Annotated in this window: 24 protein-coding genes; 16 read left to right on the top strand and 8 right to left on the bottom strand. The window is 74.4% G+C overall.

Annotated elements, in window-relative coordinates:
* The first annotated feature begins 106 nt into the window (after window positions 1-106).
* From QSK03_RS20815 to QSK03_RS20770, 10 genes are all read left to right on the top strand, one after another.
* Entirely contained in the window at window positions 107-1,387 is a 1,281-nt protein-coding gene (locus QSK03_RS20815; RefSeq protein WP_285656104.1) for an AAA family ATPase, read from the top strand.
* 230 nt (window positions 1,388-1,617) lie between these two features.
* Window positions 1,618-3,051, top strand: coding sequence for a hypothetical protein (locus QSK03_RS20810; RefSeq protein WP_285656101.1), 1,434 nt, complete (start codon window positions 1,618-1,620; stop codon window positions 3,049-3,051).
* Entirely contained in the window at window positions 3,048-3,434 is a 387-nt protein-coding gene (locus QSK03_RS20805) for a hypothetical protein (protein WP_285656098.1), read from the top strand. Before QSK03_RS20810 ends, QSK03_RS20805 begins: the two co-directional genes overlap by 4 nt.
* Window positions 3,431-4,336, top strand: a complete 906-nt coding sequence (locus tag QSK03_RS20800) for a phage major capsid protein (protein ID WP_285656097.1) — start codon at window positions 3,431-3,433, stop codon at window positions 4,334-4,336. Before QSK03_RS20805 ends, QSK03_RS20800 begins: the two co-directional genes overlap by 4 nt.
* Window positions 4,333-4,494 carry a hypothetical protein gene (locus tag QSK03_RS20795; RefSeq protein WP_285656095.1) on the top strand — a complete coding sequence of 54 codons (162 nt, stop codon included), beginning with the start codon at window positions 4,333-4,335 and terminating at the stop codon, window positions 4,492-4,494. The genes QSK03_RS20800 and QSK03_RS20795 overlap by 4 nt, the downstream gene beginning before the upstream one ends.
* Before the next feature lie 144 nt (window positions 4,495-4,638).
* The gene (locus tag QSK03_RS20790; protein WP_285656092.1) at window positions 4,639-5,049 is read left to right on the top strand and encodes a hypothetical protein; all 411 of its coding nucleotides are present in this window, start codon (window positions 4,639-4,641) and stop codon (window positions 5,047-5,049) included.
* Window positions 5,050-5,115: 66 nt separating this feature from the next.
* Window positions 5,116-5,652: a Gp19/Gp15/Gp42 family protein gene (locus QSK03_RS20785; RefSeq protein ID WP_285656089.1), complete on the top strand. Its 537-nt coding sequence runs from the start codon at window positions 5,116-5,118 to the stop codon at window positions 5,650-5,652.
* On the top strand, window positions 5,645-5,995 hold the full coding sequence (locus tag QSK03_RS20780) for a hypothetical protein (RefSeq protein WP_285656086.1): 351 nt from the start codon (window positions 5,645-5,647) through the stop codon (window positions 5,993-5,995). The genes QSK03_RS20785 and QSK03_RS20780 overlap by 8 nt, the downstream gene beginning before the upstream one ends.
* The gene (locus QSK03_RS20775) at window positions 5,992-6,273 is read left to right on the top strand and encodes a hypothetical protein (protein ID WP_285656083.1); all 282 of its coding nucleotides are present in this window, start codon (window positions 5,992-5,994) and stop codon (window positions 6,271-6,273) included. The genes QSK03_RS20780 and QSK03_RS20775 overlap by 4 nt, the downstream gene beginning before the upstream one ends.
* Window positions 6,267-6,614: a hypothetical protein gene (locus QSK03_RS20770; protein WP_285656081.1), complete on the top strand. Its 348-nt coding sequence runs from the start codon at window positions 6,267-6,269 to the stop codon at window positions 6,612-6,614. The genes QSK03_RS20775 and QSK03_RS20770 overlap by 7 nt, the downstream gene beginning before the upstream one ends.
* Before the next feature lie 55 nt (window positions 6,615-6,669).
* Here QSK03_RS20770 and QSK03_RS20765 read toward each other — a convergent pair whose 3' ends face one another.
* Window positions 6,670-6,816 (bottom strand): hypothetical protein, encoded by a 147-nt coding sequence (locus QSK03_RS20765; RefSeq protein WP_285656080.1) that lies wholly within the window; start codon window positions 6,814-6,816, stop codon window positions 6,670-6,672.
* 46 nt (window positions 6,817-6,862) lie between these two features.
* Window positions 6,863-7,129 carry a hypothetical protein gene (locus QSK03_RS20760; RefSeq protein ID WP_285656077.1) on the bottom strand — a complete coding sequence of 89 codons (267 nt, stop codon included), beginning with the start codon at window positions 7,127-7,129 and terminating at the stop codon, window positions 6,863-6,865.
* On the opposite strand from QSK03_RS20760, the gene QSK03_RS20755 reads away from it, so the two are divergent.
* Window positions 7,128-7,373, top strand: a complete 246-nt coding sequence (locus QSK03_RS20755) for a hypothetical protein (RefSeq protein WP_285656074.1) — start codon at window positions 7,128-7,130, stop codon at window positions 7,371-7,373. The two genes, QSK03_RS20760 and QSK03_RS20755, sit on opposite strands and share 2 nt — an antisense overlap.
* 747 nt (window positions 7,374-8,120) lie before the next feature.
* On the opposite strand, the gene QSK03_RS20750 is transcribed toward QSK03_RS20755, so the two are convergent.
* From QSK03_RS20750 to QSK03_RS20740, 3 genes are all read right to left on the bottom strand, one after another.
* Window positions 8,121-8,273, bottom strand: a complete 153-nt coding sequence (locus QSK03_RS20750) for a hypothetical protein (RefSeq protein WP_285656069.1) — start codon at window positions 8,271-8,273, stop codon at window positions 8,121-8,123.
* 8 nt (window positions 8,274-8,281) lie between these two features.
* Complete coding sequence (locus tag QSK03_RS20745; protein ID WP_285656067.1) at window positions 8,282-8,467, bottom strand: hypothetical protein; 186 nt, start codon at window positions 8,465-8,467, stop codon at window positions 8,282-8,284.
* A gap of 99 nt (window positions 8,468-8,566) precedes the next feature.
* Window positions 8,567-8,770 (bottom strand): hypothetical protein, encoded by a 204-nt coding sequence (locus QSK03_RS20740; protein WP_285656064.1) that lies wholly within the window; start codon window positions 8,768-8,770, stop codon window positions 8,567-8,569.
* A gap of 11 nt (window positions 8,771-8,781) precedes the next feature.
* Here QSK03_RS20740 and QSK03_RS20735 point away from each other — a divergent pair, with 11 nt between their 5' ends.
* Window positions 8,782-11,223, top strand: coding sequence for an FUSC family protein (locus QSK03_RS20735; protein WP_285656061.1), 2,442 nt, complete (start codon window positions 8,782-8,784; stop codon window positions 11,221-11,223).
* A gap of 120 nt (window positions 11,224-11,343) precedes the next feature.
* Here the strand turns inward: QSK03_RS20735 and QSK03_RS20730 are convergent, their stop codons facing one another.
* Window positions 11,344-11,895, bottom strand: coding sequence for a hypothetical protein (locus QSK03_RS20730; protein ID WP_285656058.1), 552 nt, complete (start codon window positions 11,893-11,895; stop codon window positions 11,344-11,346).
* 174 nt (window positions 11,896-12,069) lie between these two features.
* Between QSK03_RS20730 and QSK03_RS20725 the strand changes: the two genes are divergently transcribed.
* Both QSK03_RS20725 and QSK03_RS20720 read left to right on the top strand, forming a co-directional pair.
* Complete coding sequence (locus QSK03_RS20725; protein ID WP_285656055.1) at window positions 12,070-14,076, top strand: sensor histidine kinase; 2,007 nt, start codon at window positions 12,070-12,072, stop codon at window positions 14,074-14,076.
* Window positions 14,073-14,705 carry a response regulator transcription factor gene (locus QSK03_RS20720; protein WP_285656052.1) on the top strand — a complete coding sequence of 211 codons (633 nt, stop codon included), beginning with the start codon at window positions 14,073-14,075 and terminating at the stop codon, window positions 14,703-14,705. The genes QSK03_RS20725 and QSK03_RS20720 overlap by 4 nt, the downstream gene beginning before the upstream one ends.
* Window positions 14,706-14,715: 10 nt before the next feature.
* Here the strand turns inward: QSK03_RS20720 and QSK03_RS20715 are convergent, their stop codons facing one another.
* Window positions 14,716-17,655 carry an AfsR/SARP family transcriptional regulator gene (locus QSK03_RS20715; protein WP_285656050.1) on the bottom strand — a complete coding sequence of 980 codons (2,940 nt, stop codon included), beginning with the start codon at window positions 17,653-17,655 and terminating at the stop codon, window positions 14,716-14,718.
* Window positions 17,656-17,778: 123 nt separating this feature from the next.
* Here QSK03_RS20715 and QSK03_RS20710 point away from each other — a divergent pair, with 123 nt between their 5' ends.
* Window positions 17,779-18,165: a cupin domain-containing protein gene (locus QSK03_RS20710; RefSeq protein WP_285656047.1), complete on the top strand. Its 387-nt coding sequence runs from the start codon at window positions 17,779-17,781 to the stop codon at window positions 18,163-18,165.
* 33 nt (window positions 18,166-18,198) lie between these two features.
* On the opposite strand, the gene QSK03_RS20705 is transcribed toward QSK03_RS20710, so the two are convergent.
* Window positions 18,199-18,660, bottom strand: a complete 462-nt coding sequence (locus QSK03_RS20705; RefSeq protein ID WP_285656045.1) for a BLUF domain-containing protein — start codon at window positions 18,658-18,660, stop codon at window positions 18,199-18,201.
* A 396-nt stretch (window positions 18,661-19,056) separates the two neighbouring features.
* Here QSK03_RS20705 and QSK03_RS20700 point away from each other — a divergent pair, with 396 nt between their 5' ends.
* Window positions 19,057-19,362, top strand: a complete 306-nt coding sequence (locus tag QSK03_RS20700) for a hypothetical protein (protein WP_285656042.1) — start codon at window positions 19,057-19,059, stop codon at window positions 19,360-19,362.
* Window positions 19,363-19,399 lie beyond the last annotated feature (37 nt).

Genomic DNA, 19,399 nt, shown 5'->3' with positions numbered 1-19,399 from the left:
CCGGTCTCTCTCGCGCTGACCCCTAGATCGGAGGGGCCATGCTTACAGAATCGCACGACGCTCCGACAATTGCCACAACGTCACCGCGTGATCGGGTCGTGACCCGATGAACGTCACGCCGCTGCGCAGCGTCTCCGACGGCGACGGCTACGACGACGACGAGCAGTCCTCTGCGGATGAGCTGGCCTTCGAGACCCGTGCCAAGCAGGCCGCGCTCGACAAGATGATCAACCGCCGGGCAGACCAGATCGTCGCGGCGCTCAGCGCGCCGCCGCTGGCGTGGCTCGACGCCGAGCAGTTCGCGACGCAGCCCCGGCCGGAGTACCTGATCCCCGGTCTGCTGCACGTCGACTCCCGCGCAGTGATGTTCGGCCCGAGCCGGGCCGGAAAGTCGTTCGTCGCGATGGACGCCGCGCTGTGCGTCGCCACCGGCACGGACTGGCGCGGCCAGAAGGTCAAGCGGGCCGCCGTGGTCTATCTGATGGCCGAGGGCCAGCGGGTCAACGTCCCGCGCGTCGAGGCGTGGCTGAACCACCACGGTCGCCGCTGGGCGGACCTCCAGGGCTACTTCTTCGCGGTGACCGAGCGCGTGCCGATGGTCAAGGAGGCCACCGACGGGCTGGCCGCGAAGGTCCGCGAGGTCGGGGCCAAGCTGATCGTGCTGGACACGAAGAACCTGCTGATGGTCGGCGAGGAGAACAGCCCCTCCGACAACGCCGCGCTGGGCGAGGCGATGGACGTCCTGCGCGACGCGGGCGACGACGCCTGCGTGCTGCTCATCGACCACGTCGGTCTCGCCGACGGGACCAGGCCGCGGGGCTCGACGGCGCTGCTCGCCGGGATGGACGACGCCGTGGTGTGTCACCGCCCGCGCCGCAACGGGCCGATCGTCGCGGAGATCGCCAAGGACAAGGCGAACGCCGAGGACGGCCGTCGCTGGTCGTGGGACCTCATCCCGGTCGCGCCCAACGCGGTCGTGGTGCCCGCGGAAGTCCCGCCCGAGGCGATGCGCGACGACGAGGACGACGCGCTGGGGCCGATCTGGCGGCGCGCTCTGCGCACGCTGCCCGAGCAGGTGGAGCGGCTGGCCGAGGCCGGAGACGGCAAGACCAGCGTGCGCGACCTCGCCCTGCTGATGTCCTACGCAGCCTCGCCGACGCAGGCCGACCCCGGCTGGGTGGGGCTCACCCTGGCCGAGGCCATCGCCGCGCTGGCGCCGGAGAACGCCGGGAAGCACCACAAGTCGTCGGTGCGCCGGGCGTGGTCGCGGCTGATCTCCGAGAAGTTGATCGACGTCGCGCCCGACACCGGCAGCGCCACCGCGCGGCACGTCTGGACCGGGCCGGACGTCCCGGTCACCCGCACCCTGGGAGCGCTGGCCGAATGACCGCTATGCCCGGTTCAGTAACCGTTCCAACAAGATCAACTGAAACGTCCCTGACACGTTCGCAAGGGAGCCTTCTGAAACGCACTGACACGCCCATGACCTGCACTGACACGCGCTGAAACGCTGGTGAAACGATCTTGCCCCTCAACTGAACCAACTGACACACCCCTAGCGAAGCGGGGTGTCGGTTCAGGGGTGACCAGAGACCAGAGGATCGGAGGACCAAGGCGATGACCAACAACAACCCCCGATCCCTCGGCGAGCTGATGCGCGCGGCGCGCGAGGACGTCGCCGCAGTGCCCCCCGTCGGCGAGGGTGAGCAGCGCTCCCCGGCCCAGTGGCTCGTCGAGCTGCTGGGCGCGGCCAAGCTGGCGCACTCCGGCGGGAAGTGGCAGTGCCCGGCGCACGGGCGCACCGGCGAGCACTCCGCGGCGCTGAGCGTTCAGCAGACGACCAAGACGCGCCGCGCGATGATCCACTGCCACTACGGGTGCACGGTCGACGAGGTGCTGGGCGCGCTGGCGCTTCACCGTCGCGACCTCACCCACACCCCCACGGTCCCGCCCGCGGGGCACGCCCACCGCGAGGGACTGGACAAGATCGCGTGGCCGCCGCTGCGCGCACCGGTCGGCGGCGAGGGCTCGCTGGGCGAGCGTGGCTTCCGCTTCGAGGCGTTCCACGACTACGGCCCCGATCACCGCAAGGCGCGCTACCGCCACCCCTCCGGCGCGAAGGAGCTGCGCTGGGAGACCCGCCAGGGCGGCGACGCGTGGATGCCGGGACTGATCGGCATCCGCGAGGATCAGCTGCCGCTCTACCGCGAGCCCGACATCGCCATCGGGGTAGCGGCTGGCGAGAGGATCCTGCTCGTCGAGTCCGAGTCGTCGGTCGACGCGCTGGCCGGTTGGTACGCCACGACCTGGGCCGGTGGCGCGTCGAGCCCGGCGCTGGAGCGGCTGCGCCGCGTGCTCGGCGACGCCCAAGGCCGGCTCGTGATCATCCCGGACGCCGACGACGCCGGGCGCGCCGCGGTGGCGAAGCTGACCGGGGCGCTGCCGCAGGCTCGCGTGCTCTGGCCCGATGACGGCGAGGACGCCCGCGATTTGCTCGCGCGCATCGGTGGCCGCGCGTTCCTCAAGCGCGTCACCGCCGTGCTGGCCGAGCAGCCTGCGGTCGCACCCGACGAGGCCGCCGCCGACGAGGTCACCGCCGACGACGAGCTGACGGCCGCCATCGCGGCCATCGGCGAGGATCACGACGACGAGCCCGACGACGAGCCCGAGCCCATCGAGACCGCCGCGCCGCCGCCCCCGGTCACGCCGACGACGGTCCCGAGCTGGCGCGAGTGCCCCGAGTGCCGCCGCGTCGCCGCTGCCGCCGACGAGCCGATGCAGTGCGAGGCGTGCGCGCAGGCGTCGGTGATCGTCTTCGAGCGGGCCAACCGGTGCACCAACGACGCCGTGACCGCGTACGCCGCCGCCGGAGAGCTGGAGCTGATCGACGTCCGGCGCTGCCCCACGCCGCGCTGCGGCCACCCGACCCGCCACGGAGCCGACGCGGGACTGTGCCAGTGCTGCTACGACAACCCGCGGGCCGGTCAGCCGCTCGACGGCCGGGGCGCCCGCAACCTTTCGCCGCGTGACGCGCTGGCGGTGACCCGATGAGCACTCCCGGCGAGCACGACGACGAGTTACGATCCGGTCACGGCCCGGTCGACGGGCACGGCGAGCCTGACGGCTCCGAGCACGACCCCACGCCTCCGGGCGGTGCCCCACTGGGCGAGGACGACCCGACGCTCCGCGAGCGGACAACGGTCCCGGTCGGCCCCCAGCACGGCGATATGGACGCTGACGACGACGAGATCGTCTGGGGCGTCCTGCACTCGTTCCCTGCCGTCACCGATGGCGAGGAGGGCGCGGCGCTGGTCCCCTGCTGGCACCTGATCGGGCTGTCTCGATCGGAGCTGCTGGCCCTGGAAGCGGTCGGCCCGACTCCCTCGCTCACCGAGTGCGGCGCGCACTTCCACGCCGACCTGGAGTCGCCATGACCGTGAACATCATCGACCGCACCGACGCCCTCGCGGACGTGCCCCAGCAGGTCGCCCAGGCGATCGTGGGCGAGGTCGAGACCACCTCCACCGTGATGCGCCTGGGCAAGCGCGTCCCCGTGTCGACCAAGGAAGCCAACGTCCCGGTGCTGACCTCGGTCCCCGACGCCGCGTGGCTGACCGGCGACACCGGCTGGAAGCCGACCACGCAGGCCACCTGGGAGAACGTCACGCTGCTCGCCGAAGAGATCGCCTGCGTGGTCCCGGTGCCCGACGCGGTGCTCGACGACGCCAGCTTCGACGTCTGGGAGATGATCAAGCCGCTGGTGTCCCGCGCCTTCGCCCGCAAGATCGACGCCGCGGTGATGTTCGGCCACGGCGGACCGGCGAGCTTCGGCCCCGGCATGGTCGCCCGCGCGACCACCGCCACGCACGTGGTCGCTCCGACGTCGGACTACGCCGCCGATCTCCTCTCCGCGGCCGAGGCCGTGTCACTCACCGAGCACTCGGTGACCGGCGCGGTCGTGCGGCCGGGCTGGCAGTGGACCGCGGCCCGCCAGCGCACCGGCGAGCTGGTGGCCAACCCCGTCGGTGGGGACGCCTTCCCGCTGCGCCTGCTCGGCATGGGCGTGGCCACCGATCCGGTCTACTTCGACGCGACGCAGGCCACCGCGATCGTCGCCGACTGGACCTCGGTCCTCTACGGGGTCCGGCAGGACATGACGTTCCAGGTCTTCGACTCCGGCGTGATCCAGGACGAGGACGGGTCGATCGCCTACAACCTGATCCAGCAGGACGTCTCTGCCCTCCGCTGCGTGATGCGGATCGGCCACGTGCTCGCGACGCCGGTCAACGCGGCCGGGGTGGCGGGCGTGCCGGTCGCGATCGTGGACAACGCGTGAGCGACGACAGCGGCATGGACATGAGCGAGGCGATCCGCGCCGTCGCGGGCCGCCGCCGGGTGGCGCCGCCGGAGGCCGAGGAACCACCCGCCGAGGTCTACAGCGAGTACGTCCGGTCGGTGATCGCCGAGATCGAGGCCATGCCCGACCCGGACTGAGAGGCCGTCGGGTGCGCTTCTGGGTTGTTGTCGCACCCGATGTGCGCGAGCTGGAATCGCCTACCCGCTCGCGCCCCGGCCGCGGAGCGTGCCGTCGTTGACGCGCTCCGCGGCCGGACCCCTACCGACCCGAGAGAGGTCGTCATGATCAGCATCGACGGCACCGCGCCGCCGCTCGCCGCCACCGACAACGCCACGACGCCGCTGGGCACCGTGACCGTGGGCGGCGTGGTGACCGCGGTCGACTTCCTGCCCGCCGCGACGATCACCGGCAACGGCGGCCGGACGCTGACGCTGGTGAAGGGCACGACCGTCATCGTCGCGCGGCTGGTGCTCGCTGCCGCGGTCGATCTCGACGACCTCGCGCCGGGCATGGACGCCTCGCCCGGCTCCGACCCCGGTCCCGGCGAAGTGCTGGCCGCGGGCGTGTACGAGCGCGTCCCGCTCACCGGCGACGTGCGCGTGGCGCCGGGCGACCTCCTGTCGTGGCAGAGCACGCACGCGGGCAGCGGGCTCGCCGACCCGGGCGGCTACGTGTGGGTCGGAGTGCAGTAGCAGCGAGCTCGCTACCTGCGACCCAAGTGCTCCGAAGTGCTATCTGATCAAGAGGGGTGTGAGCGCATGACCACCACGCTGATCGAGGACGTCGAGGTGGACCACGGCCCCCTCAGCGTCGAGGACACAGCACGCGTCCTGGTGCTGATCGAACGCGCAGAGGCGCAGATAGCACTTCGTGTGCCTGACCTCGCAGCACGCATCAGCGCAGGGCGCACGAGCACAGCACTGCTGCGCCAGGTCGTCGCAGAGCTAGTCACTGCCAAGCTGCGCAACCCTCACGACTACGTCAGCTCGACGCGCTCGATCACGAACGGGCCGTTCAGCTCGACCGAGTCAGGCACGCGGCCGACCGGCTCGACGTCGGGACTCACCCTGACGCGTCGACACATGCGACTGCTCGGCGAGGTCCGCGGCTGCCAGTCCATCCCGGTCGGCGACCCGGCGCTCTCGTCACTCTCCGCGCAGCCGGCCGTCGCGCAGCGTGATCGAGGGGGTGACTCCCGCCCCGGCACCCCGCCCCAGGCGAGGAGGTGCTGCGGCTGCCGGTCGGTGACCCCTGAACGCATCGGACCTGAACCGAACGGAGATCATCGTGAGTGAGGCAAGCAAGCGCCCGCCGCGCGGCATCGGCCCCGCGGGACGTCGCTGGTGGGACGCCGTGGCCGGTCGCTTCGACCTGGAAGCCCACGAGGACGCCCTGCTGCGCCGCGTCGTCGCCGTCGCCGACCGGATCACCGCGCTGGAGGCGATCACCTCGGCCGAGGGGCTGATGCTCGACGGCAAGGTGCACCCGGCCGCGGTCGAGACCCGCCAGTGCGAGGCTCTGCTGGGCAAGCTGGCCGCGCAGCTGCGCATCCCCGACGAGCACGGCGAGCGCGCGCAGATCAGAGGTGGCGGGCGCGGCTACTACTCGCGCCGTCGTGGCTTCCAGGTCGTCTCGTGAAGCCGCTCAAGCCCCGCGGCGACGGGACCGCGCTGCCCGAGCACCTGGCCCGCTTCGACCCGGCGCGCCACGGGCTGCCCGAGGTCGCGCCGCGCTCCGGCGACGTCGATCGTGCCTTCGAGGTCTACGACGCGGTGTGCGAGCACTACCGCGCCCGCGCCGACTGGGCGCGCGCTCACCTCGGCCTCGGCGACGCCGCCTCGCTGCGCTGGGCGCGCGAGGATCGGTCCGGCTCGGAGTACCTGACGACCGGGCGCGTCGGCGAGCAGCCGTGCTGATCGAGGGCCGCGGCGAGCTGGTCGACGGTGGTCGATCGCTGGTCGACGGAGCGCCCGAGCTGGTCGACATCGACCAAGGTCTGGTCGACGGCGGCGCGGCTGGTCGATCGTCGATCGGGCACAGCTGCGAGCGCTGCGGTGCGCCGCTGCCGCTGCGCGCGTCGCGCTGGTGCGACCGGTGCCGCCCGGCGCGAGCCAACCGGCTGCACAAGCGACGGCGCGTGCCGTGTCCGACGTGCGGGCAGCTGATGTCGCACACCGCGGAGCGGTGCTGGGCGTGCTTCGCCGACGAGCGGCGCGCGAGACGCCCGCTGCGCTACGTCAGCCCCCGCTTCCGGTAGCCCGAGGGCGCCAGCGGCCACACACGGCCCGCTGTGTGCCCCGGAGAGACGCCGATCAGCCCTTGCCCGGCACCAGGAGCCCGGCAGCGCGCCCGGCGGCGTCGTAGACGATGCGCTCGACCCGCGCCGCGAGGGCGTCGAGCCGGAGCCGGGCGATGGTCAGCTCGTCGGCCGCGCCGTGGCGGCCCGTCGTGTCGCTCATGGTCACCGAGTACCCGCGGCTGGTGTAAACGGATCTTCCCGGCGCATCATCGTGATCCGTGCACGACGTCATCGCGTTCCTGGTCATGGCGCTGGTCATGTGGGCCACGTCCGGCGACGAGCCGGTCTATGGCGGCGGGCCGCGTCGACTGGACCTCTCGCCGACCGCGGTCTACGAACGCCACCGTGCCGCGGTCGATCGCGCCGCCGCCGCGATGGGCATCGACCGGTCGACCGGCTGGGCGCTGCTCGCCGAGCGCCGCCAGGCCGCGGCTGATCGAGCTGCCGCCGCGGAAGCCGCCGAGCAGGCGCATGCGCGTGGTCTTCCCGCCCCGGGTCTCGCTGGCCGAGGCCGTCGAGCTGGGCGTGGTCAACCGCTCGCTGATCGCCGTGCGCCGGGCCGCCCAGCGTCACCGCGACGACGGGCAGTTCCCGCCCGCGATCGGCGAGCGGCTGCGCGAGGACGGCCGGACCACCGAGCTGGTCTACCTCGCGGCGCAGCTCTGGGCGTGGCGCTGCGGTCGCTGGGTCGGCGACGACGCAAGGTGCGACACCTGAATCCTGATCAGCTGTTATGCCAGGTCGGGATAGGTGCCCCCTATATATGTGAGTCGCGTGCTCGCCGTCGCGGCCATGTTCTGTGTTCCGACATGCCGTGATTCGGTATGCACGGTTCTGCGGTGCAACGTGGTCTATCGTGGCAACACACCACGGTGTAGTGCCGAACGTGCTACACCGTGGGAGAGGGACGGGCCGTGCCCCGCTGCAACGGGACACGCACCCTTCCTCCCTCCTAGCAGTTCCAGTGGTCCGTCAGGGTGTGCAGGCCCCACGCCGTGAGCACCCTGGCGATCCAGCTGATCGTCGGCCTGGCCCACCACCAGGTGGGCCGGTCGGCGTTCCTCCTGCAATGACGACCCGCCACGGGGCCATCACCTCCTGCGCCGCCGTCGGCGACGGGTAGGGGACAGTTCCATGCGACGTCGATATCCGGCGCCGCCGAACGCAGCCGGGGTGGATGCTCCGACCCGGCACGCTCGGCGACGTCGGTGCACGAGGTCGGGGAAATGCCCCTCCGCACACCAGTGGCGCGAGATCAGCCTATTGGGCGATCCCCGTAATTCCGGCGCTACACGCGCGGAGTGCGACGTCTGGCCAGGTCAGCCCTAGTGCCCCGGCGTGTCGCCGACCTCGCTCGTCATCGCCGCCACGGCCCCAGACACACCACGGCCCCGCCACCGGAGACGTGTGACGGGGCCGTGATGCCGTGCTGCGCGGGGAAGCGCCTGGTCTGTTGCGGCCAGGCTACCGGCGGCGCCGACCGCGCACGCAGGCCGCGAGGTACCGAGCCCAGTCGCCGACGGTCAGGCGGTCGTAGGTGGCGCGGGTGATGGTCTCCACGAAGCGATCCTGCTCCGCGGCGCTCATCGCCGCCCAGTCCTTCGGGAGTCGGAACACGCGGCGCCTCATGCGGGCAGCACCAGCACGGCGCCGTCGTGGGTCAGCGTCACGGTCACGCCGGTCGGGCCGACGAGGGTCACGCCCTCGCTGGGCCGCCCGGCGGCGCCGGAGGGCCGCCAGCGGTATCCGTCGGCGAGGTCCCGCCAGCCGCGCGCGGCGTGGTCGGGGGATCGGTCAGAGGTGTCGGGCACTGCGGTGTCTCCCTGATCAGACGAGAGGTCTCGTCTGCCACGGAAACTGGCGGCACAGCGCTCGCTCGCGACCTGCGTTTTCGCAGGTCAGCATAGCGCTTAGGTGCCTGGTAACCAGTAGTTCTCCACGTCCAGCCCCGGGACCGTGCGCTCGCCGGTCAGCGGCAGGCCGTCGGCGGGGGACACGTCCGCATCCTGGCAGGCGCGGACCCGCCACGACCCGGGCCCGACCGGGATGCCGCGCACCGTCGCCCGCCGGTGACGATGTCGACAACGCCGGGCGTTGGCCACCCCGCCGCCCATATGCTTAGCCTGTGCAACTATCCGGTGCCGGCGCGACGATGCGCGAGTGGTGGCACCGCCTGGTGGCCTCCGACCCGGGCCTCGTCCGCCTGACCTCGGCCGGGCGGGCCACCGTCGGGGTCGGGTCGGCGCTGCTCGTCGAGCTCGCCGTCGTCCGCCTCCTCGGCCTGCCCTCGGCGCTCGTGCCGATGATGCTCGGCGGGGTCATCGCGATGATGGCCGCGTTCGGCGTCTCGGACCCGACGCGGGCCGGGCGGGCGGCGACGCTCGGCGTGATGTCGCTGTTCCTGCTCGGCGGCATGGGCACCGCCCTGCTCGTCGACCGTGTCCGTGTCCTGTCGCTGGTGACGTTCGTGCTGGTCATGATGCTCGCGGTCGTCATCCGGCGGTTCGGGCCGCGGTACTTCATCGGCGGCATGGTCACGTTCATGGGCTATTTCTTCGCCCTCTTCCTGGGCCTGCGTCCCGAGCAGGTGCCGGGGATCCTGCTGGCTGTCGCGGTCGGGTTCGCGTGGGCGACGTTCCTGTCGCTGGTGGTGCTCCCGGTGCGGCACGACCGGGTGCTGCGCCGGACGGTGCGCGCCTTCTCGGCGCGGGTCCAGCGCGCCGTCGCGGCGACGGGGGAGATGCTCGACGCGCCCGGCGACGAGCGGCGGCGCGACCGGGTCCACGACCGCCTCGTCGCCGTCACCGAGGCGGCGCTGATGCTGGACGGCCAGCTGGGGATCGCGGTCGCGGCCGACGCCCATGCGCGGGCCGTGCGCCACGCGGTGATCGACGGGGAGCTGGCGACGCGGGCGGTGGTGGACGCCGCCCACCGCCTCGCGGAGCGGCCCGGCGGCGGCACGGAGGTCCGGGACCTCCTCGGTCTCGTCGGTGCGGGCCGGTGGGAGGAGGCGCGCGCGGCGGCGGACGGCGCTCGCGCGACCCACGCCGACGGCGAGGCGGCCGTGGCGGCCGTCGGGGCGCTGGTGGCCGTGCGGGACGCGTGGTCGGCGGCGGTCGCGGGCGAGCGCGGGACGGCAGAGTCAGCCGAGACGGGTGACTTCCCCGAGTTCGCCCCCGCCGTCGAGCTCTTCGGCGGGTTCCTGCCAGGCTCGGGCGTGACCGTGATGGCGATGCGCGACGCCGTCGTCGACGGCAGCGCGTCACCCCGCTCGTGGGCGTCCCATCTCGCCCTGCCGACGCGCCAGGCGCTGCAGGTCGGCCTCGCCACGGCCCTGGCGGTCGCCCTCGGGGACGTCGTCTCCGGTCAGCGCTGGTACTGGGCCGTGCTCGCCGCGTTCCTCGCCTTCACCGGGACCGCGACCGCGGCCGAGACCGTCCGCAAGGCCGGGCACCGCATCGTCGGCACGATGGTCGGCCTCGTCGGCGCCATCCCGCTGGTGGCGCTGACCGGCGGCTCGCCCGCCGTCGCCGTGCCGGTGATGCTGCTGAGCGTCTTCCTCGGCTTCTACCTGTTCAAGGTCTCGTACGCGCTGATGATCTTCTTCATCACGCTGCTCGTCGGCGAGCTCTACGCCCTGCTCGGGAGCTTCACGCCGTCGCTGATGCTGCTGCGCCTCGGGGAGACGGTGCTGGGCGGGGTCATCGGCGCGGCGGTCGCGTTCCTCGTCGTGCCGACGCACGCGCGGGACGCTGTGTCGGGTGCCCGCCGGGTGCTGCTCGAGCGCCTGACGACCCTGCTCGACGACGTCGACGTCTGGCTGCGCCGGCCCGACATGGCCGTCGACCTGGGCGCCGACGCCCGCTCGCTCGACGCCGCCGTGCACCAGATGCTCACGGTCACCGACCCGCTCACGCGCACCCTGCTCGTCGTCCCGGATCGCGACACCCGCCGTCGGATGACCGGGTGGACCACGGTCGCCTACCACGCGGCGCGGCTGGCCCGGGCGGCCCGCGCGGTGCCCCGGGGCCGGGGGAGCGACGGGGGCGGGGCGCACCGCCTGGCGCGCCTGGCCGAGCGGTGGGGCGCCGAGGACCCCCGGACGCCGCGCGCCGCGACGCGGGCGGTCGGCGACCTCCTGGCCCACGCCGACCGGACCGGACGGCCGGGTGACCCCGTCGTGCGCGAGCTGCTGAGCCTCCACGAGGCGGTCACCGCCCTGGCCGACGCGCGGGGCTTCCTCGGGGACCGGGCCGACGACGACCCCGGCGTCCGGGGCCGCGTCCTCGACGCCGATCTCGCGCCGGCGTCCGCGACCGTGACCCTCGTGGACCGCGACGGCACGGGCGGCACGCCGGTGGCCACCGACGCCGACGGCGTGTACGCGACCGGCACGACGCCGGGCGGCCAGCTCGTCGTGGTGCCGGGACGCGGGCTCGACGCCGGGCCGACGGCGTTGCGCCTGCCCCGCGACGGGGCCGCTGTCCTGCCCGATGTCGTGCTGCCGCGACGCCGGGAGCTGCCGCGGGCGGCGCCGCCGCACCGCGTCCCGGCCGCCGTGGTCTGACACCGGGCGCTGCGGGACCGGGCGCTGCGGGACCGGGCGCTGCGGGACCGGGCGCTGCGGGACCGGGCGCTGCGGGACCGGGGTGGACGGCGCCCCCCGGGCCGTCCACCCCGGACCCCCTCACCCCCGCCGCGTGCGGAGCAGCGCGATCCCCAGCGCGATCCAGGTGAGGCCCCAGACGGCGATGGCGACGCTGCGGGGGACGTCGCCGAGCGCGCCGGCGGCCGGGATGGTGGCGAGCGGCCACACGCCGGCCGCGAGCGTCGTCCACCGCGGCAGGACGGCCGGGCCGCGGACCATTCCGAACGCCGCGACGACGAGCCCGCCGGCGGCGAGGACCATGAAGACGCTGAAGAGGATCACCGCGGTGTCCTCGTCGACCAGCGCGTAGGCGTGGGCCAGCGAGAAGATCGTCATGGCGACCGCGGCGACGGCGAGGGCGCCGGTCACGAGGCCGGACGCGCCGACCGCGCCCGCAAGACGCCGCACGCCGACGATCGCGGCGGCGAACAGCAGGCCGGCGGGCACGACGGCCGCGAACCAGCCGGCTCCCACGGCGGCCGGGTCCAGGGCGCCGACGATTCCGAGGACGGTGATCACGGCGCCGGCGAGGGCGGCGGCGACGCCGGAGGGTCGGACGCCGGTGTCGGTGCGGGCGAGGGTGTCGGTCATGGCTGCTCCCGGATGTCGGAGTGGACGAAGCAGGAGCGAGCCTCGGCGCGCGACCGTCCCGTCCGGCAGGGCCGGAGCACCCGGCGCGTGCCCGGGGCCGTCGGGAGGAACATCCCGGCCTGACCGGGAGAAACGGCCGCAGACAAGCGCCCGGCGGGGTCGCAGGATGAGCACATGGGGGGCACCCGTACCGACCGGCCGCCGTGGCTCGCGGTCGCCGTCACCGCCGTGGGGCTCGCGGAGACGGTGGCGGCGGTCGTGGGCGTCCTCGTCACGGGCATGTCGTTCGCGGCGGCCCGGGACAGCTTCCTCGTCTCCAACGCGGTCATCGGCACCGTCGGCACCCTCTGCGGGGGCCTGATCGCGGCGTACCGACCACGTCACCCGCTGGGCTGGGTGCTGCTCGGAGCCGGCGTCGCGCAGACGGCCACCGCGGCGGTGACCCCCTGGCTCGCCGCGGCGCTCGTCGCCGGCGACCCGACCGCGATCACCTGGACCGCGACGGTCTACTCCGCGGCCTGGCCGTGGGCGATCGGCCTGCTCCTGCCCCTGGCCCTGCTGGTGTTCCCGGACGGCCGGGTGCCGCGCCCGCTGCTCGCGGTCGCGCTGGTCAACGGGGTCGTCCAGGTCCTGCTGTTCAGCGCCGACCCCTACCCCCTCCAGACGGTCGCCGGGTTCGCGGCGGGGGAGGCGCCGCCGGCGTGGTCGGTGCTGGCGGTCCCCGGCCTGGGGTCCGGCCCGGTCGACGTCGCGTCGAACGTCGTGCTGGCGGCGACCTACCTCGCCGGGGTGGTCACGCTGGTCGCGCGCTACCGCCGCGGTGACGAGCGCACCCGCCGCCAGATCCTCTGGCCCCTGCTCGCCGCCGTCGCGACGGTCGTCGTCATCGCGGCGACGCGGGCGCTGTGGACGCTCATGCCCACGGGCACCGTCTTCCCGGTGATCTCCACGGTCGCGGTCGCCCTCGTCCCGATGGCGATCACGGTCGCCGTCCTGCGCCACGAGCTGCTCGACATCCGCCTGCTCTGGTCCCGGGCGGTCACCTACCTCGTGCTGACCGTCGCGCTCGTCGCCACCTACGTCGCGGTCGTCGAGCTCGTCGCGCGCCTGGTCGGGCCGGCCGACGGGCTGGCGTCCTCGGTGGTGGCCACGATCGTCGTCGCGGCCGCCTTCGACCCGATCCGGGTCCGGCTGCAGCGCCTGGTCGACTCCCTGCTCTACGGCGACCGCGCCGACCCGGTGCGCGCGATGTCGTCGGTCGGCGAGCAGCTGGACCGGCCGGTGGACGTCCTGCCGGCGGTGTGCCGCGCCCTGCGGCTGCCCTGGGCGGCGCTCGCGGTCGACGGCGCCGTCGTCGGCGAGACCGGGACGCGACCCGCGGAGGTCGAGACGTTCCCGCTGCGGCACGCCGGTCGCACCGTCGGCGAGCTGCGGGTCGGGGTGCGCTCCGGCGAGGCCCGCCTCGCGGCGTCCGACCGGGCCGTCCTCGAGCTCATGGCCCTGCCGATCGGCGTCGCCCTGCACGCCGAGGCGCTCTCGGCCGCCGTGCAGCGCTCGCGGCAGGAGATCGTCGCCGCCCGCGAGGAGGAGCGCCGCCGCCTGCGGCGCGACCTGCACGACGGGCTCGCGTCGGTGCTCACCGGCGTCGCGTTCCAGGCCGACGCCGTCGTCACGCTGGCCGATGGGCAGGTCGCGACGCTCGGCGAGAGCATCCGCACCGGGGTCACGGGCGCGCTCGCGGACGTCCGGCGCCTCATCAACGAGCTGCACCCGACCGCGCTGGACGAGCTGGGCCTGGCCGAGGCGGTGCGCCGGCACGCCCAGCGGCTCGCGCGCGGGGAGCCGGCGCCGCTGGCGTTCGCGGTGCTCGACGAACCGGTCGGCGAGCTGCCCGCGGCGGTCGAGGTGGCCGCCTACCGCATCCTCGTCGAGGCCCTGACCAACGTCGCCCGCCACTCCGGCGCCACGCGCGCGGAGGTCGAGATCCGGCGCTGCGACGGCGATCTGGTCATCGGTGTCCGCGACAACGGCACCGGTGCCGCGGACCGCTGGGACACCGGTGTCGGTCTCGCGTCGATGCTCGAGCGCGCCGCGGAGCTCGGCGGGCTCGTGTCCGCGGCGCCGTCGCCGGCGGGCGGGCGGGTCGAGGCGCGCCTGCCGCTCGCCCGGGTCCCGTCGTGACCGAGCCGGCGGTGCGGGTGGTGCTCGCCGACGACCACCCGGTCATCCGCGACGGGCTGGCGGCCCTGCTGACCGCGACCGAGGGGATCGAGGTGCTCGCCACCGCGGAGTCCGGCGCCGAGGCGGTCGACGCCGCCGTGACCGCCCGGCCCGACGTCCTCGTGGTCGACCTGCACATGCCCGGCGGCATCGACGGCGTCGAGGCGACGCGCCGGGTGCGCGCCGGGGCGCCCGAGGTCGGGGTCCTCGTGCTGACCATGCTCGACGACGACACCTCGGTGCGCGCGGCGCTCGACGCGGGCGCGGCCGGCTACGTGCTCAAGGGCGACTCGCGCCAGCAGATCGTCCGCGCCATCCACGCGGTCGCGGCGGGGGCGACGTTCCTCGGGGCGGGCGTCACGCCGGGGCCGTTCGGGGCCGACGCCTTCGCCGAGCTGACCGCCCGCGAGCGCCAGATCCTCGACATGCTGGCCACCGGCGTCCCCACCGCCACCATCGCCGCCCGTCTCGGCGTCGCCGCCAAGACCGTCACCAACAACCTCTCGACCATCTTCGCGAAGCTTGGCGTCACCGGCCGCACCGAGGCCGCACTGCTGGCGCGCGACCACGGGCTCGGGCGGCGCGGCTGATCAGCCCGAGTCACCGCAAGGCCGCGAGGTGCTCGAGGGTCATGGCGACGACCTCCTCGTCGCGCAGCGTCCGCCCGCGCAGGACGGCCCGGTCGAAGGCCTCGTCGCCGAGCCGGGTCCGCAGCGTCTCGACGGTCGCGGCGACGCGGTCGGCTTCGACCGGCTCGAAGGGCAGCGCGGTGGCGGCACCGGCCGCGTCGATCGCGGCGTGCAGAGCGGCCGCGACCTCGTCGAGCCCGTGGTCGGCGAAGATCGCGAAGACGTGGCGCAGGGAGAGCCACTGGTTGGCCCAGTCGCCGCCACGGAACCAGGTCTCGACGACCTCGGGCCACCCGTCGACCGCCGCGCCGACCTCGCCGCGCGCGGCGCGCACGGCCAGCTCCTCGGTGCGGGCGAACGCGCGCAGCCAGCGGTTGCCGACCCCTTCGGCGAGCTCGACGCTCTCGCGCAGGTACCGCAGGGCCCGCTCGGGGTCGTCGCGCTCGCAGGAGACCCCGAGCGCGTAGGCCGCCTGCGCCCGCGCGGTGGGCGACCCGCTGCGCTGCGCCGCCTGCCGCGAGTGGTCGGCCAGCGTCCGCGCCGCGTCCGGGTCGCCGATGCTCGTCGAGGCCACCGAGCGCATGTAGTCCACGTGCGCGGCGAGGGCGTGGTCCCCGGTGCGCGCCGCGTCCTCGCTCATCTCCTCGAGGACCCGGAGCGACGGGTCGGTGTCGCCGCGGTAGATCAGCGCGTTCGCGAGCGTGCGCTCGGCGAGGGCGCCGGTGCGGACACCGAGGCGCTCGGCGCTCGCGAGCGCCTGCCGGGCGCCGACCACCGCCCCCGTCAGCTCCCCGCGGACGAAGCGGCCGTAGGCGACCACCCCGAGGACGACGGGGGACCACGGCCGGTCCTCGGCGCCGGGCGCGGCGAGCGCCGCCTCCGCCCAGCGGAAGATCTCGTAGCGCACCGCGCGGAACGCGAACTCGCGCACGGACGCGACGAGCTCGAGGGCGACGTCGACCTCGCCGAGGGCCAGGCTCGTGCCGAAGGCCTCCCGCAGGTCCTCCATCTCCCGGTCGACCTCCCGCAGCCAGGCGCCCTCCTCGGGCCCGCCGAACCCGTCGCGCGCGGCGCGGGCCGCCGCGAGGTGCGCGCGGGCGTGCGCGAGCCGGACCGCCGCCGCCTCCGGGCGCTCGTCCAGGCGGGCGCGGGCGAAGGCCCGCAGCGTCTCCAGGAGCCGGTAGCGCGTCCCGCCGTCGACCTCGCGGGCGACCACCATCGACTTGTCGGCCAGCGTCGCGAGCAGGACGGCGACGTCGGCACGGTCCAGGTCGCCGTCGGCGCACACCTCCTCGGCGCGGCGCAGCGTGAAGCCGCCCGCGAACACCGAGAGCCGGGCGAACAGCGTCTGCTCGCCCGGCGCGAGCAGGCCGTGGGACCACGCGACGACGTCGAGCAGGCTGCGGTGGCGGACGTCGGCGTCGTGCCGGCCCGCGAGGAGCCGGAAGCGCTCGTCGAGACGCTCGGCGACCTCGGCGACGGTCATGGACCGGACCCGCGCGGCGGCGAGCTCGAGCGCGAGCGGGAGGCCGTCGAGGCGCACGCAGATCTCGGCCGTGGCCCGGGCGGACCGCGCGTCGAGGGTGTACCCGCGGCGCGCGGCGGTGGCCCGGGCGACGAACAGCGTCACGGCGGGGGAGGCGCGGACGGCGTCGGGGGTGACGTCGTGGGCGCCCGGCACGGCCAGCGGCGCCAGGGTGTGCGTCACCTCGCCCGGGAGCCCGAGCGGCTCGCGGCTGGTGGCGAGCACGCGCACGCGGGGGCACCACCGCAGGATGCGGGCGACGAGCGGTGCGACGGCCTCGAGGACGTGCTCGCAGTTGTCGAGGATCAGGACGAGGTCCGCCGACCGCAGGGCCTCGACGATCGAGTCCTCGAGCGAGCGCTCCGGGCGCCGTTGCAGGTCGAGCTCGGTGGCCAGCGTCGCCGTGGCGGCCTCGGGGGAGCGCACCGCGGCGAGCTCGATCCACCGCGCCGTGTGCCCGCCCGGGTCGCCGGCGAGCTCCTGCGCGAGCCGGGTCTTGCCGACACCGCCGGGGCCGACGAGCGTGACCAGCCGGTGCGCGGCGAGCTGGTCGCGCAGCACCGCGAGGTCCGCGGCGCGCCCGACCAGGTCGTCGGACGCGGGAGGGGGCTCGGGGGCGGGGACCCGCGCCGCCACCGGGCGACCGTCGAGCTCGGGGCTCTCGACGAGGATCTTCCGCTCGAGGTCGCGGACGTCGGGCGTCGGATCCATGCCGAGCTCCTCGCGCAGCAGGAGCCGCAGCTGCTGGGCCCGCCGGAGCGCCTCCGCCGGACGCCCGGAGCGGTAGAGCGCGAGCATCAGCGCCGACCAGAGGCGCTCCCGCAGCGGGTGCTCGACCACCAGGGCCTCGAGCTCGCCGACGACCTCGCGGTGGAGCCCGCACGCGAGGCCCGCCTCCGCCGCGAGCTCGTGGCCGGCGACGCGCAGCTCCTCCAGCCGGCCCGCCTCGGCGCGGACGCCGTCGGCGCCCGCGAACTCCGCGAACGCCGGGCCGCGCCAACGGGCGAGCGCCGTCGCCGCGAGCCGGCGGGCCGCGGCCGGGTCGTCGTCCATCCGCGCGCGCACGCCGTCGATCTCCGCGGAGAACCGGTCCGCGTCGACGTCCGCCGCGGCCACCATGAGGCGGTAGCCGGGGGCGCGGGTCTCGAGGACGGCGCCGCCCCCGTCCAGCGTCCGGCGCAGGCGCGAGAGGTGCGTCTGCAGCGTGGGGATCGCGGTGGACGGAGCGTCCTCGCCCCACAGGACGTCGACCAGGCGGTCCGTGGTGATCATGTGCCGCCGGTGCGCGAGCAGCACCGCGAGGAGCAGGCGCGGCTTCGGCCCGCCGAGCGCCCGCCGGTGGCCCTCGGTGACGACCTCGAGGGAACCGAGGACCCGGAACTCCATCGAAGGAGTGTGCCCCATGTCTCATTGATGACCGAAGAGTCACCGATGGGCTGCAAGGCCGGTTGCGCACGCTCGGCCTCGCCGGCGGCGCCGAGGGGCCCGCCCGGGACCACGGAGGGGCTCATGCGGATCCAGAAGGACGACATCCCGCGGACGATCGACGCACCGGGCGCGATCGCGCGCCAGCGCCAGGACTTCGGCGAGGCGACCGGCTACGGCTCGATCGCGGGCGAGTACTTCTCGCTCGGCGGCGGCGCGGACATCGCCCCGCTGCTCGTCGGGCTGCCCGGCGACAGCTGCCACGCCCCGCACTGGGGCTACATGATCTCCGGCGAGGTCACCGTCTCGTACGTCGACGGCACCGAGGAGACCGTCACCGACGGGGATCTCTTCTATTGGCCGCCCGGCCACACCGTGCGCGTCGGCCGCGACGCCGAGGTGATCCTCTTCAGCCCCGCGCAGGAGCACAACGCCGTGCTCGACCACATGAAGACCACGATGGGCGCGTGACCCGTCGCCCTCCTGCGACCGTCGCGTCCGCGCTCAGGCGGGCGCGGCGGCGCGGGCGTACCCGCGCATGGTCGAGACGACCTCGTCCTGCGCGGGGGTCGTGGGCCGCGGGGCGGCGGGGGAGATGCCGCCCTTGTCGCGGTTCATGAGCAGGGGGATGTCGGGCTCGTCCTCGTCGTCGGACACCCGCGCCATCGACCACCGCCCGAACGCCCGCTCGGCGTCGGGGGACTCCTCGAGGATCGTGAGCCGCTCGTGGCGCGGGTCCTTGCGGATCGTCTCGTAGAGCTCGCGGACGACCGCCTCGTCACCCTCCAGGGCCTGGACGACGCTGTCGTGCCACACCAGCAGCGCGCCGGTGACACCCTGCTTGGTGTTGTTCGACCGTGCGGTGCTGAAGATCGCCCCGAGCTGGGCCTTGCGCTCGTGCGCGGGGATGCGCAGGTGGCTGCTGTAGATCAGTCGAAAGCACGCCTCGGGGGCCTGGTCCGCCATCACGTCGCTCCTTCGCCGGGATCACCGGCGACGCTAGCCCATGGTGACCGCGACCACACCCGGGCGGGCGGCGGGGATGCCGGCGCATGCCGTGTGCGGTGAGTCACCGGCGACGGGATCGGTGAGGGGCTCGCCAGCTGTCTCCCCGGCTCGTCGATGCTGCTCCGACGAGGGCAACGGGACACCGCAAAGGGCGGCAGGGGCGCCTGCCCTCGAGCTTCATTATCACGCCCAGTAGTTCTTCGCGACGACGCGTAACGCCATCGACATCGCCTCGTTGAGTGGAGTCGTCACCGTGTGAGTCGGAATCCGGCCCGCCCGGCGGCGAGGGGGCACCACGGGCGGACACGTTCGGGGCGTTCCCCGCTCCCCTGAACTGCCACACGAGGAGTCCCTGTGCTGAAGAAGATGGGTGTCGTGACCGCGGGCGTCACGGCCGGGCTGCTGGCCGCCGCGCCGTTCGCGTCGGCGACCGAGTGCCACGACGGCGACCACCACGAGTCGAAGAGGTCGCACAGCTCGGAGAGCAACTGCAACGTCACCGGCGGCAACTCCGAGGCCAACTCGGAGATCAGCGGTGACTCGCTCGCCAACGCCGTCACGCAGGCGCCCGTCGGCGGGTCCAACGTCGGCAACATCGTCTGCAGCAACATCCTGAACGACAACCTCAGCGGCAACCACCTCAACATCAAGGTGCTCTGACGCGCTGAGCCGTCGCCGGGCCCGATCACTGGGGAAC

It is taken from the genome of Actinomycetospora sp. NBRC 106375 (genome assembly GCF_030269665.1).
Lineage (GTDB): Bacteria > Actinomycetota > Actinomycetes > Mycobacteriales > Pseudonocardiaceae > Actinomycetospora.
Note: the sequence above shows the minus strand (reverse complement) of the source record. Positions and strands in the feature narration are given on the sequence as shown.